The organism is Sanguibacter inulinus (assembly GCF_013415325.1).
GTDB classification, from domain to species: Bacteria; Actinomycetota; Actinomycetes; order Actinomycetales; family Cellulomonadaceae; genus Sanguibacter; species Sanguibacter inulinus.
In genome coordinates, this window is record NZ_JACBYE010000028.1 from 20,290 (window position 1) to 32,812 (window position 12,523).

General features: G+C 70.2%; 14 protein-coding genes. 7 read left to right on the top strand and 7 right to left on the bottom strand.

The window, feature by feature from the left end:
- The first annotated feature begins 170 nt into the window (after positions 1 to 170).
- Both HZZ10_RS11785 and HZZ10_RS11790 read left to right on the top strand, forming a co-directional pair.
- Positions 171 to 1,190, top strand: a complete 1,020-nt coding sequence (locus HZZ10_RS11785) for an ATP-binding cassette domain-containing protein (RefSeq protein ID WP_179913658.1) — start codon at positions 171 to 173, stop codon at positions 1,188 to 1,190.
- Positions 1,187 to 2,173, top strand: a complete 987-nt coding sequence (locus tag HZZ10_RS11790) for an ABC-2 family transporter permease (RefSeq protein WP_179913659.1) — start codon at positions 1,187 to 1,189, stop codon at positions 2,171 to 2,173. Before HZZ10_RS11785 ends, HZZ10_RS11790 begins: the two co-directional genes overlap by 4 nt.
- Positions 2,174 to 2,280: 107 nt before the next feature.
- On the opposite strand, the gene HZZ10_RS11795 is transcribed toward HZZ10_RS11790, so the two are convergent.
- Complete coding sequence (locus tag HZZ10_RS11795; protein WP_179913660.1) at positions 2,281 to 3,429, bottom strand: GmrSD restriction endonuclease domain-containing protein; 1,149 nt, start codon at positions 3,427 to 3,429, stop codon at positions 2,281 to 2,283.
- Positions 3,430 to 3,560: 131 nt separating this feature from the next.
- Between HZZ10_RS11795 and HZZ10_RS11800 the strand changes: the two genes are divergently transcribed.
- Positions 3,561 to 3,713 carry a hypothetical protein gene (locus HZZ10_RS11800; RefSeq protein WP_179913661.1) on the top strand — a complete coding sequence of 51 codons (153 nt, stop codon included), beginning with the start codon at positions 3,561 to 3,563 and terminating at the stop codon, positions 3,711 to 3,713.
- Here the strand turns inward: HZZ10_RS11800 and HZZ10_RS11805 are convergent.
- The 4 genes from HZZ10_RS11805 to HZZ10_RS11820 are packed head-to-tail and all read right to left on the bottom strand — an operon-like array spanning position 3,665 to position 7,386.
- Positions 3,665 to 4,690, bottom strand: a complete 1,026-nt coding sequence (locus HZZ10_RS11805) for a sensor histidine kinase (RefSeq protein WP_056135315.1) — start codon at positions 4,688 to 4,690, stop codon at positions 3,665 to 3,667. The genes HZZ10_RS11800 and HZZ10_RS11805 overlap by 49 nt on opposite strands.
- Positions 4,687 to 5,403 (bottom strand): response regulator transcription factor, encoded by a 717-nt coding sequence (locus tag HZZ10_RS11810; RefSeq protein ID WP_179913662.1) that lies wholly within the window; start codon positions 5,401 to 5,403, stop codon positions 4,687 to 4,689. Before HZZ10_RS11810 ends, HZZ10_RS11805 begins: the two co-directional genes overlap by 4 nt.
- Positions 5,400 to 6,068: a DUF3060 domain-containing protein gene (locus tag HZZ10_RS11815; protein WP_056135321.1), complete on the bottom strand. Its 669-nt coding sequence runs from the start codon at positions 6,066 to 6,068 to the stop codon at positions 5,400 to 5,402. The genes HZZ10_RS11810 and HZZ10_RS11815 overlap by 4 nt, the downstream gene beginning before the upstream one ends.
- A gap of 58 nt (positions 6,069 to 6,126) precedes the next feature.
- Entirely contained in the window at positions 6,127 to 7,386 is a 1,260-nt protein-coding gene (locus HZZ10_RS11820; protein WP_179913663.1) for an OmpA family protein, read from the bottom strand.
- 191 nt (positions 7,387 to 7,577) lie between these two features.
- Between HZZ10_RS11820 and HZZ10_RS11825 the strand changes: the two genes are divergently transcribed.
- The 3 genes from HZZ10_RS11825 to HZZ10_RS11835 all read left to right on the top strand — a co-directional run bounded on the left by HZZ10_RS11825 (position 7,578) and on the right by HZZ10_RS11835 (position 10,374).
- The gene (locus tag HZZ10_RS11825; protein WP_308507566.1) at positions 7,578 to 8,162 is read left to right on the top strand and encodes a DUF2231 domain-containing protein; all 585 of its coding nucleotides are present in this window, start codon (positions 7,578 to 7,580) and stop codon (positions 8,160 to 8,162) included.
- Positions 8,163 to 8,406: 244 nt separating this feature from the next.
- On the top strand, positions 8,407 to 9,441 hold the full coding sequence (locus HZZ10_RS11830; protein ID WP_179913664.1) for an LLM class flavin-dependent oxidoreductase: 1,035 nt from the start codon (positions 8,407 to 8,409) through the stop codon (positions 9,439 to 9,441).
- Positions 9,442 to 9,537: 96 nt separating this feature from the next.
- Positions 9,538 to 10,374, top strand: a complete 837-nt coding sequence (locus HZZ10_RS11835; RefSeq protein WP_218928708.1) for a hypothetical protein — start codon at positions 9,538 to 9,540, stop codon at positions 10,372 to 10,374.
- 18 nt (positions 10,375 to 10,392) lie between these two features.
- Here HZZ10_RS11835 and HZZ10_RS11840 read toward each other — a convergent pair whose 3' ends face one another.
- Positions 10,393 to 11,142 (bottom strand): hypothetical protein, encoded by a 750-nt coding sequence (locus HZZ10_RS11840; RefSeq protein ID WP_179913665.1) that lies wholly within the window; start codon positions 11,140 to 11,142, stop codon positions 10,393 to 10,395.
- Positions 11,143 to 11,215: 73 nt separating this feature from the next.
- The gene (locus HZZ10_RS11845; RefSeq protein ID WP_179913666.1) at positions 11,216 to 12,154 is read right to left on the bottom strand and encodes a type IV toxin-antitoxin system AbiEi family antitoxin; all 939 of its coding nucleotides are present in this window, start codon (positions 12,152 to 12,154) and stop codon (positions 11,216 to 11,218) included.
- A gap of 160 nt (positions 12,155 to 12,314) precedes the next feature.
- Here HZZ10_RS11845 and HZZ10_RS11850 point away from each other — a divergent pair, with 160 nt between their 5' ends.
- Positions 12,315 to 12,476 carry a hypothetical protein gene (locus HZZ10_RS11850; RefSeq protein ID WP_218928709.1) on the top strand — a complete coding sequence of 54 codons (162 nt, stop codon included), beginning with the start codon at positions 12,315 to 12,317 and terminating at the stop codon, positions 12,474 to 12,476.
- The last annotated feature ends 47 nt before the right edge of the window (positions 12,477 to 12,523 follow it).

Here is a 12,523-nt window from a genome sequence, read left to right on the forward strand (position 1 = left end):
GGTGTGACCTCGGGCCCTGTCGAGGGTTGACGACCCTCCTCATACCTCGTCGCGATCGCCCTGACCTGGCGATATCCACCCAGAGGACTACAGACGGGGAGGTCTGCGACTGGCTACGCTCCGTCAGGGTGCCCCGCAGCGGGGCGCCGTGCCGCCAGCAGGGGGAGCCGATGCCCGCACACGCCCAGACCACCAGCCCGCCGCCCGACGTCGATCCCCGGTCGCTCGCGATCAGCACGCGCGGGTTGCGCAAGACCTACCGCAACCGGCACGGTCGCCACGTCGCCGTGCAAGGGCTCGACCTCGACGTCCCGATCGGCGGGGTGCACGGCTTCCTCGGGCCCAACGGCTCGGGCAAGACCACGTCGATCCGCATGCTGCTCGGCCTGGTCCGCGCGGACTCGGGGACGATGACGATCTTCGGCCAGGAGGTCCCGCGGGCGCTGCCCGACGTCGTCGGCCGCGTCGGCGCGATCGTCGAGCAGCCGAAGTTCTTCCCGACCTTCACGGCGCGCAAGAACCTCGACCTGCTCGCGAGCGCCATCGGTGTCCCCGCGTCCGAGGTCGGGATGGTCCTCGAGGCCGTCGGCCTCGACGACCGCGCGGGCGACCGCTACAAGACGTACTCGCTCGGCATGAAGCAGCGCCTGGCGATCGCCGCGACGCTGCTCAAGGACCCCGACCTGCTGATCTTCGACGAGCCGACCAACGGCCTCGACCCCGCGGGCATCCGGGAGATCCGCACGACCATGCGGACGCTCGCCGACCAGGGCAAGACTGTCCTGGTGAGCAGCCACATCCTCGCGGAGGTCGAGCAGGTGGCCGACACGGTCTCGATCATCGGGCACGGACGGCTGCTGGCCAGCGGCCGCGTCGAGGACATCGTCGCGGGATCTGCCACGACGGTCCGGGTGGGCGTCCGCCAGCCTGGCGACGCGCGCGAGATCCTCGAGCGCGCCGGGCTGACCGTCCGCGCCGACCACGAGGCGCTGCTGGTCGACGGTGCGGCCGACCCCGCTGACATCACGCAGGTGCTCGCCCAGCACGGTCAGTACGTGCACGAGCTCGTCGCGATCAAGGCCGGGCTCGAAGCGGTGTTCCTCGAGCTCACCGCAGGCGAAGGGCCCGGGACGCGCGCCGACGAGTCCGGGAGACCGACCCGCCGCTCACGCCGAGGAGGCTCCCGATGATGCGTCTGCTCCGGGTCGAGATCGACAGGTTCTTCAGCCGTCGCACCACCCGTGTCGCGAGCCTCGGGCTCCTCGGGGTGGTCGTCCTCGCGCTCGTCGCCGTCTGGCAGTCGTCTGCGCCGGCGAGCGAGGAGGAGAAGGCGCTCTCGCAGCAGTACTACGAGGAGGCCCTCGCTGACTGGGAGGTCAACGGCGAGGCGACGCTCGCCGACTGCTACGAGCAGGAGGAGGCCGCCCAGGAGACCGACCCGACGGCGTCCTTCGACTGCGAGACGTGGGCGCCTCAGTCCGAGACGTACCTCTGGCCCGACCAGCTCTTCACCGACCAGGCTGAGTCTGTCCTGACAGGGATCGGGTACGCGGTCCTGCTGTACGCGTTCTTCGTCGGCGTGAGCTTTGTGGCGGCCGAGTTCGCGACGGGGTCGATGGGCAGCTGGCTGACCTTCGAGCCCCGCAGGACCCGTGTCTACGCCTCGAAGCTGGCCGCGGCAGGCCTCGGGGTCGTCGTCCCGGCGATCCTCGCCGCCGTGCTCGTGGTCGGGGGAGCGTGGGCGATCTTCAGGATGTGGGGGACGCTCGGCGACGTCACCGGCGAGCTGTGGTCCGACCTCGCCGTGGGCGGTCTGCGGCTGACGCTCACGGCCATCGGGGTCGCAGTGCTCGGCGCGGCCGTCGCGATGGTCGTGCGCAGCACCGCTGCCGCGATCGGTCTGCTGCTCGGGTACGTGATCGTCGTCGAGGGGATCATCGGCTCGGCGGTCGACGCCCTCAAGCCGTGGTTGCTCACCCTCAAGGTCGAGGCCGTGCTGCAGGGCGAGTCCACGTACTGGGTCGACGACTGCACGACCGACGCCTCCGGCACGATGTGCGAGTCGATCGGGAAGACGGTTTCGCTGACGAACGGTGCGGTCAGTCTCGTGGTGCTGCTCGCCGTGGTGGTCACCGTCGGGCTCGTGACCTTCCGCCGGCGGGACGTGGGCTGAGGCGGCGTCGGCTGATCGGCCACGTCTGCTGACGGCACGAGAGACGGCTGCGGGCCGGCACCCTTCGAGGGGTGCCGGCCCGCAGCCGTCTGGAGGTGGGTCTGCGGCTACTCGCAGCCGACGCCGTCTCCGTCGCGGTCGAGCTTCTTGGCGTAGCCCGGGTCGCCTGCGTAGACCGGGGCTGCTCCGGCGGCGCGGGCCGCGTCGCAGTTCTCGTAGTACACCTCGACCGGGGCCGGCGCGGGCTCCGGGACGACGACGGGCTCGGGCGCCGGGGCGGGTGCCTGCTCGACGACGGGAGCCGGGGCGGGCTCGACAGCCGGCGCCGGGGCTGGTGCCGGTGCGGGAGGAGCGGTCGTCGGCTCGGGTTCCGGGGTCGGCTCGGGCGCGGGGATCTCGGGCACGGCCGAACCCTCGGGCAGCGGCTGGTCCGGGCAGGTGCTGAGCACCGAGGCCATCGCGACCTGCTCGGCGTCGGTCACCCACAGACCGTAGGTGAACTTCACGCCGACCTGGCGGGCGACGTACTCGCAGCGGAAGTCCTTGTTCGGCGGCAGCCACGTCGCGGTGTCACCGTCGCTCTTCTGCCCGTTGAGCGGCCCGTCGGCGGCCCAGAGGTTGAGCGGGTCGTTGGCGAAGGCCGTGCGCTTCGCGTCGTCCCAGCCTTGGGCGCCCTTCTGCCATGCGTCCGAGAGAGCCACGACATGGTCGATCTGCACGGCGGTCGACGTCTTCTCCCCACGCTCGAAGGCGATGGTCGTGCCGCTGTAGGGGTCGGCGAAGGTCCCGGTGAGGACGACGCAGTCCTTGGTCCCGTCCTTGTACGTCACGTCGGTGAGGTCCCGGGCGAGGATGTCGTTGCGGGTGTCGCAGCCGTTGCGGTCGACGTCGGCCCACGCCGCGCCGAAGGCGTCGCGGGAATAGCCGGTCTTGGGGGCGCGGCCCTTGACCTCGAGGAGCGGCACCGTCGCGAGCGCAGTCTGTGGGGTCGCGGTCGAGGTGACAGCCGCGACGTCGACGGGTTCGGCGAGCTCGGGCGACGGCAGCGGTGCGGGCGTCTCGGTCGGCTCGGGAGCCTCTGTGGTCGCGGCAGCCATCGGGCGGGCCTCGTCGGCCTCGGCCGAGCAGCCGGCGAGCAGCACGGCGGCGAGCAGGACGGCGGCGGTCACGCGGAGGCCGCGGGAGGTCGGTCGCGCGGGGTGACGACCGGCGGGAACGGCGGCGCGGGACGCGGGGGCAGGCAGACGGGCAGACATCGGCGGCTCTTCCAGGGGGTCGGCCGCGCGGTGAGGAGGGCAGCACCGGGCCAGACCCGCGAGCTGCCCACGCGCGGAGATACGACTCGCATCGTAGGGCCGGTCGGAGGTGCGCTCGGGGAGCCTGCCGGGTGATCCTCACCGCAGCCGCAGCCGCAGCCGCAGCCGCAGCCGCAGCCGCAGCCGCAGCCGCAGCCGCAGCCGCAGCCGCAGCCGCAGCCGCAGCCGCGGCCGGTCAACCAGGCTGTGCTGTCGGGAGCCTGAGCCGCACGCTCGTCCCGTGACCCAGGCGGGAGGTGAGCATGGCCTGGCCGCCGTGCCTGCGGACGATCGCGTGGACCGTCGCGAGCCCGAGACCCGACCCCGGCACCCCGAGCGTGTTCGACCCGCGGGCGAGCTCGTCCCACACGAGCGAGAGCTCGTCGGCCGGGATGCCCGCTCCGGAGTCGGCGACCTCGACCACCACAGCGCCCTCCTCCTCGAAGCCGCGGACCTCGATCGGGGCACCGTCGGCCGAGAACTTCACGGCGTTCGACACGATGTTGTAGAGCGCGACGAACAGCAGGTCGACATCCCCGCGCACCGGCGGCAACGGCCACGGGACACGCGGGAACGCGACACTCACGTCGGACAGGGCACCGGGGACCGTGCCAGCACGGGCGGGCCGGGTGACGGCGAGCTCCTCGTGCAGCGCGGCGACCACCTCGGCGGTGAGGTCGGCGACGTCGACGGGCTCCTGCTCGATCTCCTGGGAGTCCAGGGAAGAGATCTTGCGCAGGTCGCCGACGAGCCGGCCCATGCGCGCGGCCTGCGCGTCGATCACGGCCACGGGGGAGAGGTGGACCGCTCCGGTGCTGCCGGGGGAGCCTGGCCCCGAGCCGTCGGCGAGGCTGGTCGACGACACCGAGGCGGCGGCGGCGTGGATAGCAGTCAGCGGGTTCTTGAGCTCGTGGTCGAGGCGGGCCAGGAACCTGTGGTGCGCGGCCTTCTCCTCCTGGCGCGCAGATGCTGCCCCCACCTCACCGGCCCGGCGGACCGCCCGGCGGAGCAGCAGCACGAGGAGCGCGACGATCCCGGCGCCCACCCCGGCAGCAGCGACAGCTGTCGCGAGCGGGACGGTGAACCGCAGACCGCTCGGGTTGCCCGCGGCGACCAGCACAGCGGCGACCACCAGCCCGACGGCGACCGGGACGATCACCCACGGGCTGGCCCACGGCGAACCGGCGCGCCCCCGAGCGCCTCGGTGCACGGACCCGGTCACCCGCGCCTCACCTGACCGCAGAACCTGTATCCGAGGTTCGGGACGGTCTCCACGAACCGCGGTGCCCCGGCGTCGTCGCGCAGCACGCGGCGGATCTCCGCGACCCTGTGGTCGACCGCGCGGGTGCTCGGCACGAGGTCGAAGCCCCAGAGCGCCTGGAGCAGGCGGTCCCGGGTGTGCAGCTCGCCGGGGTGCGCCATGAGGTAGTCGAGCAGCACCGAGGCGCGCGGGGTGAGTACCACCTCGCTCCCGGCGAGGAACACCCGCCGGGCCGACCTGTCGACCACCAGGTCACCGCTCACCAGACGCTCTGCGGTGCTCAACGGCTTCTCACCACCCAGGGCCCGGCGCCGCAGGACCGCACGGATCCGTGCGGCGAGCTCTTGCGGGTTGAAAGGCTTGTTGAGGTAGTCGTCAGCCCCCTCGTCGAGAGCCGCCGACCGCTCGAAGGACTCCCCGACCTGGGTGAGCAGGACCACGGGCGTCCAGTCGTCGCGCGTGCGCAGCCTGCGCACGAGCTCGCGTCCGTCGACGCGCGGCATCATCACGTCGGAGACCACCACGTCGGCGTGCCACAGGTCGAGGGTCTCCAGAGCCGCCTGACCGTCCTCTGCGACGCGGACCTCGAAGCCCGACCGCTCCAAGAACGGTGCGAGCGCCGCAGTGATCGCCTCTTCGTCGTCGACGAGCAGGACCGTCGGACGGCCTGTCACGATGCCACCAGCACGTTGCCCGCGCCCTCGTCCGACACCTCGGGGGAGCCCTCGTCCCACGTCACGGTGTTGTCCGCGCCGGCGACCGAGACCGTGCCGACCGACGTCACGTGCACGACGACACCGGCCGCCGCGATCTCGAGCGTCGTGATCTCCCGAGCCGTCAGCTGGACGTCCGCCGCAGAGATCGTCACGTGCTCGCAGGCCTCCGTGAGCTCGACAGCCTGCGACGCCCGCCAGAGGTCCAGGGTGCCGTCCGCGCCGCAGCCGACCGTGGTGGTCGGCGGGGCCGGGGTGGCGACAGGCGAGGGATGGGCACCTGGCCCACCGGGGGCCTCGTCGGGCGCAGACGCCGCCGGGTCGTCCGAGGGGTCACCGCCCTCGGAGGTCTCCGGGCTGTCGGGCGTGGTCTGCCCGCCGTCCGTCGCTGCGTCGTCCGTCGTGCTCGCGTCCTCCGGCGCGGACGTGCCCGACGTCGTGCTCGTGCTCGAGGGGCTGCTCGCGTCGTCCGACGCGCTCGCGGTGTCGCGGCGGTCGACCACCTCGACCGTGCACCCGGCGAGCAGCAGCGCAGCCGCAGTGGCAGCGGCGAGGCACGCGAGGGCCGACGGGCGGGTGCGGCCGTGAGGGGACGTCGCGCTCGCGGTCTGGGGCCGGGGCGTCATCTGTGCTCCTTCGGGTGCACGGCGTCGGGTGGGGTGTCGTCGAGCCAGAGGCAGTCTGTCAGAAGGTCGGGACGAAGATCTCGACCCGGCGGTTCAGCTGGCGACCAGCCGGGTTGTCCGAGCCGTCGGCCGTCGTCTCGGGGGCGACAGGGCGGGTCTCGCCGTAGCCGGTGGTCTCGAGGGTCGCGGTCACCCCTCGCTCGACGAGTGCGTCGGCGACGGCCTGGGCGCGGTCCTCGGAGAGCTGCTGGTTGAAGGCCTCGTCGCTGATCGAGTCCGTGTGCCCGCCGATCTGCAGCGTCGGGGCGCCGGTCTCGGCGAGCGCCGCGGCGAGAGAGTCGAGGGTCTGCTCGGACTCGGGGCGCAGGTCGCTCGTGCCGAAGTCGAAGAGCGCTGCGTCGGAGAGCGAGATCGTCGTGCCGCACGACGTGATCGGCTCGATGGTGCCCATCGGCGGGAACACGCCCATCGCGGGGACCGGCGGGACGGGGTCTGCCGGGACGGGGACGCCGTTCACCGTCGCTGTGCCCTGACCGTCGTTCTGGATGGTCACGGAGCCGTCGGAGTACAGGCCTGAGCCGTCGCCGTAGTTGGTGATGGTCACGCCGTCTGCCCCCGCGAAGACGCCGCCGCCGTCGCCGTAGTTGGTGATGGTCCCGGTGCTGTCGGTCCGGGTGCCCGAGCCGTCGCCGTAGACCGCGAGCGAGACCTCGGCGTCTGCGTACACGCCCGACCCGTCTCCGTAGTTGGAGACCGACACGTCGCCGCTCGCGAAGACCCCTGAGCCGTCGCCGTAGACCGTGACCGAGACGCCGTCGACGACGTAGGTCCCCGAGCCGTCGCCGTAGTTGACCGTCGTTCCGTCGGGCCCCGTGTACACGCCCGACCCGTCGCCGTAGAGCAAGATGCTGCCTGCGCCGGAGCGGACCGTCCCGGAGACGTCGCAGGACGCCGGGGCGACGGTCAGCCCCGGGTAGTCGCCGACGAGCTCGGTGATCTCGTGCGTGAAGCCTGACAGCGAGGCGTCGAGCATGGAGAGGTCCGGGATGGTGATGAGCGGGATGGGCGGGATCTCGCCGGGTGCGTAGCCGGCGACTGCTGTGGTGCTCGACGCCGGGTCCGTGGTCTGGTCGTCTGCAGGGTCGGTCGACGGCTCGTCGGTCGGGTCGGGCGTCGGTGCAGCGGCTGTGGTCGCCGACGCTGCCGGGACCGGGGTCGCGGTGCGGTCGGAGTCGGCCTGGCACCCTGTGAGGAGCACGGCGAGAGCGAGGGCGGCGCAGGTGCCGCGGAGTGTCGTCAGAACCGTCGTCGAGGTCATGAGGACGACGGTAGCGACGTGCTGCCTGCTGCAGGTCGCGGGGGTGTCGCGGCGATGTCGCAGGTCTGAGACATCTCGCGACCTGTGGCGAGGTGCCGGGTGCGCTGCGAAGGTGGGACGAGGTCGAGACACGTGCCTGCACCATCCTCGAGGGCCCTCGCCGGCCTCCCCTCCACCGATCGGAGCCCCCAGTGATCGACGACGCGAACGCCACGGACGCCCGCCACCGCCAGGACGGCGGCGCCCCGCCCTTCAACCACGACGACGCCGTGTCGCCGCTGCTCGGCGTCGCCCGGGCGCTCGAGGAGAACGAGGCCCTCGACGGTCCGGCCGACCTCGCCCGTCCGTGGGCCCAGCGCCTGACAGCCGGTCCGCTGCGGCGCGCCGCGCTCCAGGGGGTGTGGCTCGGTCATGCGCTGCACCCGGTGATGTCCGACCTGCCGATCGGGTTCTGGACCTCCGCGACCACCCTCGACGTGCTCCAGGGCGAGAAGTCCGCGAAGGCTGCCGACGCGCTCGTCGCGCTCGGGATCGCCACAGCGGTGCCGACGGCGCTGTCCGGGTGGGCGGACTGGGGGTCGGCCCCGAAGAAGACGCAGCGGGTGGGCGTCGTGCACGCCGCGGCGAACGCGACGGCTCTGACGCTGTACACGGCGTCGCTCGTGCAGCGTCGGCGCGGGAAGCGGACGTCGGGGGTGCTGCTCGGGCTCGTCGCGGGCGGAGCGCTCGGGGTGGGCGGGTTCCTCGGTGGGCACATGGCTGTCGCGTCGGCGTGATGCTCGGGCGCTGGACTGGTGAGGCGCTCTGCTGAGTCGACCCGATGAGCCGGCGTGGTGGACCGGCGTGCCAGCTGGACCGGCGGCGGGCCGGCTCAGGGGGAGCGGCGTCATCGCGGTCCAGCGCTCGCCCGCGGGAACAACTGCGGACCCTGTGAGGTTGTGCGAGTCGTGATTGGTTGAATCATCAACTACCATCGAGGTGTCGGCTGGTCGTCGGCACCGCGGCGAGCAGGAGACGGACATGAGCAGCGCACTCGAATTCGGCATCGACACCTTCGGAGACGTCACCCCCGGGCCGGACGGGCAGCTCAAGAGCCACGCCCAGGTGATCCGCGACGTCGTCGAGGAGGGCGTCCTCGCCGACCAGGTCGGTCTCGACTTCATCGGCATCGGCGAGCACCACCGCCCCGACTACGCGATCTCCGCCCCCGACACCGTCCTCGCTGCGATCGCCGCCAAGACCGAGCGCATCCGCGTCGGTTCTGCGGTCACCGTGCTGTCGAGCGACGACCCGATCCGGGTGTTCCAGCGCTTCGCGACCATCGACGCGATCTCGAACGGGCGCGCCGAGGTGATCCTCGGGCGCGGCTCCTTCATCGAGTCCTTCCCGCTGTTCGGGTACGACCTGCAGCAGTACGAAGAGCTCTTCGAGGAGAAGCTCGACCTGTTCATGAAGGTCCGCGAGCAGAACCCCGTCACGTGGTCGGGCAGCACCCGCCGTTCGCTCAAGGACCAGGACGTGTTCCCGCACGTCGAGAACGGGCTGCTGCCGGCGTGGATCGCCGTGGGCGGCAGCCCGCAGAGCGTCATCCGCGCCGCCGGCCACGGCTTGCCGCTCATGCTCGCGATCATCGGCGGCGACCCCCTCGCCTTCAAGCAGTTCACCGACCTCTACCGCCGCGCCCTCGGCGAGCTCGGCCAGCCCGTCCTGCCCGTCGGCGTGCACGCACCGGGGCACGTCGCCGAGACCGACGAGCAGGCCTTCGAGGACTCGTGGCCGCTGTTCGGCAAGTACTTCTCGAAGATCGCGATCGAGCGCGGCGGCCGCGCCATGGGCGAGGGCCAGTTCCGCGCGCAGGTCGGGGCTGACGGTGCGTACTTCATCGGGTCCCCCGAGACCGTCGCCAAGAAGATCGTCCGCGTGGTCAAGGGCCTCGACCTCGACCGCTTCGACTTCAAGTACGCCAACGGCCCGATGGAGCACGGCAAGCTCATGAAGAGCCTCGAGCTGTACGGGACGAAGGTCGTGCCGTTGGTGCGGGAGATGCTGGCCTGACGTACGCAGCGCAAGGCAGATCAGACCTGAGATTTAACCCCACCTGGGTCTTCGCCGAGAAGGTGATGAATGTGGTCGCACCGCTAGCATCTGTTCATGGCCAAGAACCAAGATCTCGAGCAGCCAGGATTCAGCTTTCCTCAGGTGTTGGACCTGGCGGCGAAGCTGCCCGGAGTGCGGATCGACCGCGAGACGTACCTTCGAGCGGCGCTCAAGCGACACTGCACAGCGGAGCAGATCGATCGGGCGGTGGCTGAGAGTCCCGCGGCTGCAGGTGTCTCTCTGAAGGTCATCACCGAGGTGGCGAACGGATCGATCACATACGAGACCAGCAAGGTGACGGGGATATCAGCCCTCGCGGGCCTTCCCGGTGGGCTCGCGATGCTCGGAACAGTGCCGGCAGATCTTGTGCAGTACGTCGGTCACATGCTGCGTGTCGCGCAAAAGCTTGCGTACATCTACAGCTGGCCCGATCTTTTCGCCGGTGACGGCGAGGAGATCGACGAGGCCACCGAGGGTATCCTCACGCTCTTCGTGGGCGTGATGGTCGGGGTGCAGGTCGCGCAGGGTGGCGTGTCGAAGGTGGCCACGATGATCGCTGCTCAGGTCGCGAAGAAGCTCCCTCAGCAAGCGCTGACGAAGGGCGCGATCTACCCGATAGTCAAGAAGGTCGCTGGGTATCTCGGCGTGTCGATGACCAAGAAGCTCTTCGCGAGCGGAGTCGCGAAGGCCATCCCGGTCGTCGGTGCGATCCTCTCGGGAGGCCTCACGCTGGGCACCTTCCTCCCGATGTCCAAGAAGCTTCAGAAGCACCTCGCCAGCTTGGAGCTCACGAAGCCCGGACTCCGGAGCGTAGAGGGCGACGCGCTGGCGGCCGAGGCCTCCGAGCTGTGGGAGGGAGCTTCATCTCCCTCTGGTTTCGGTACCACTTGAGCCCACCCTGGCGATGCCCTATTCAGCCCCGATCACGTCCTGGACTGCCGAGGCGTAGGCAGCGACGCGAGCGGGGCCGTCAGTTCCGTCTGGCCACGGGTTGAGTGAGCGATTCGGAAGGTGACGGGCGAGTAAAGCGTCTCCGCCCGAAAAGTGCTCCCATGTACTTCGGAGTTCGGCACGTCGGTCTGCCGAGAGCAGGCGCAGAGCGTCGTCGACGAGGAGACGGACGGCTGCGATGTCGGGGTCAGTGTCTGCTGCACGGAGGTGCCCGATGCCGTAAGGCTCCGTGTACAACCTGTCGCTGACGGCGGTGTCGTTCTGGTACCAGAACATGGTGCACGCCAGATCGCCGCCGTCCTTGTACTGGTGGAAGGTCGAGCGGTCCGCCCACGCCTTCAGTTTGAGTAGCGTGTATCCCGCGACGGAGGGGACATGAACCTTGTTCCCCGACTTCAGCTCAACAGTCCGGCTAGCCGCCAGGACATCCTGAAACCCGAAGACGCTCATAGGTTCCACAGGAGCGACCACGCCGTCCGGTTCCTCGACTCCTGGTCCGAACGGCACGAGATCAACCGCCATGCCGGCTATCCGGTGTCGAACCAACCCCGCAGCGTAGCGACGCAGGGAAAAGTTCGCGCTTATCTGCTCGAACTGGTCCAGGTCAGCGACGGCCAGCGCGAGGTCTAGGTCGTCGGTCCCGCGCAAGGAGAAGGTGTGACCCTGGCCGATGTGGAGCGCATCGCGACAGGTGGCCCCGACGAGCATGATCGGTGGGAGCGGAGAGCGGACGGCGGCCAGTGAGTCGATGACCTCGCCGACGCTGTCGGAGATGAACTAGTCAGCGTGCGCCATGCTCACGGAGCGACTCCCTCATCGTCAGGGCGACCTCTCGCTGGCGGGGGTCACGCGACGACAGCAGGTCTGCGTAGATCAGGAGATCGGGCGCGGTCTTCGCGCCACGTTCCGCGCCGTACGTTTGGTCAGGGGCTTCCCAGAACGTCCGACGCACGATGATCGCTGGTTCTTCGTCTGCTCTCAGCGGCCGCCATCGTGAACTGATGACCGCCGGCACGCTGATCTTCGGGACGTACATCGTCAAGGTCGTGCCTCTGATGCTCGGGACCGCGCTCTCACCGCTGAGGTACACGGGGATCCCTGAATCGACCCATGCACGTGGGTCCGTATCGCCGGCGAACTGGCCGAGAGTCAGGTCTCGGCCGAGGCCGAGAGGGAAAGCCTCGGCCCAGCGCTCGAGAAGTTCGTCGTACCTCTCGAGGCGCGCGCCCCCCGGGTATCCGTAGCCCTCCTCCCGTAGGGCCTGACTGGTCTGGTTCGCGATTGCAGGGGAAACACCAGCTGCACGGGCGACCGTTCGCACTGGTGCGGTCAGCAGCTCCGGCCACGTGAGGAGGCAGAAGACCACCTGCGCGCGCCGTGGACTGAAGAGGTTCTTCGCGCGGGCCGAGCGCATTGGAGTCTCAGGTGGGCGTTGGCCTCGGATGTCTACCCGGATCCCTGGGGAGCTGATGAAGGCGTTACCGAGCGCATCGACGTACCAGTCACCGTTCCTGCGGATAGACGCGACCAGTCGCGGCGGGATACGACTTCCGATCACCAGTGTGGGTATCCGGTCGGTGGGGCGGTAGCCCGTCTCCGTGACCCATCGCCTCTCGACGGCCTCCCCGTCTACCTCGACGCGCGCGACGCCTCCCTGAAGCGTGAGCCTGATGTCGTGGTGCGCGAGTGCGGCGATCGCCTCGACTGCTTCGCTCTCCATAGCGCCTCCTCCTGTGAGGGTGCATGTCGAGCGTAGCGTCTGTTCGCAGTAAACGTCGGTTTTCGATCAGCAGGTTTCGGCTGGCCACTGCAAAGTGCTGGCCCGACGTGGTGCGACAGCGGGACCCATGACGAGAGACAGGCGCAGTTGGCTCGCGGTCGTGTTGAGCGCGATCACCGCCATCGTGCTCGACATCTTCCCCGACGCGGCGACATCGTTCCCGATGCTGCACCGCTGGGTGATCGCAATCATCCTCGGCGCCGCCGTGGCCGCCGTGGTGCTGCGGTCTCGGCCGCCGATGGGCGGCGACTCCCGGGATTGACGTTCTGAATCGGCGAGTCACTTGATGACGGAGGACGAACGATCACT

Coding starts and splice junctions, on each gene's coding strand:
- HZZ10_RS11785 (WP_179913658.1), top strand. CDS start 171: ATGCCCGCACACGCCCAGACCACCAGCCCGCCGCCCGACGTCGATCCC.
- HZZ10_RS11790 (WP_179913659.1), top strand. CDS start 1,187: ATGATGCGTCTGCTCCGGGTCGAGATCGACAGGTTCTTCAGCCGTCGC.
- HZZ10_RS11795 (WP_179913660.1), bottom strand. CDS start 3,429: ATGTCTGCCCGTCTGCCTGCCCCCGCGTCCCGCGCCGCCGTTCCCGCC.
- HZZ10_RS11815 (WP_056135321.1), bottom strand. CDS start 6,068: ATGACGCCCCGGCCCCAGACCGCGAGCGCGACGTCCCCTCACGGCCGC.
- HZZ10_RS11820 (WP_179913663.1), bottom strand. CDS start 7,386: ATGACCTCGACGACGGTTCTGACGACACTCCGCGGCACCTGCGCCGCC.
- HZZ10_RS11830 (WP_179913664.1), top strand. CDS start 8,407: ATGAGCAGCGCACTCGAATTCGGCATCGACACCTTCGGAGACGTCACC.
- HZZ10_RS11835 (WP_218928708.1), top strand. CDS start 9,538: ATGGCCAAGAACCAAGATCTCGAGCAGCCAGGATTCAGCTTTCCTCAG.
- HZZ10_RS11840 (WP_179913665.1), bottom strand. CDS start 11,142: ATGCTCGTCGGGGCCACCTGTCGCGATGCGCTCCACATCGGCCAGGGT.
- HZZ10_RS11845 (WP_179913666.1), bottom strand. CDS start 12,154: ATGGAGAGCGAAGCAGTCGAGGCGATCGCCGCACTCGCGCACCACGAC.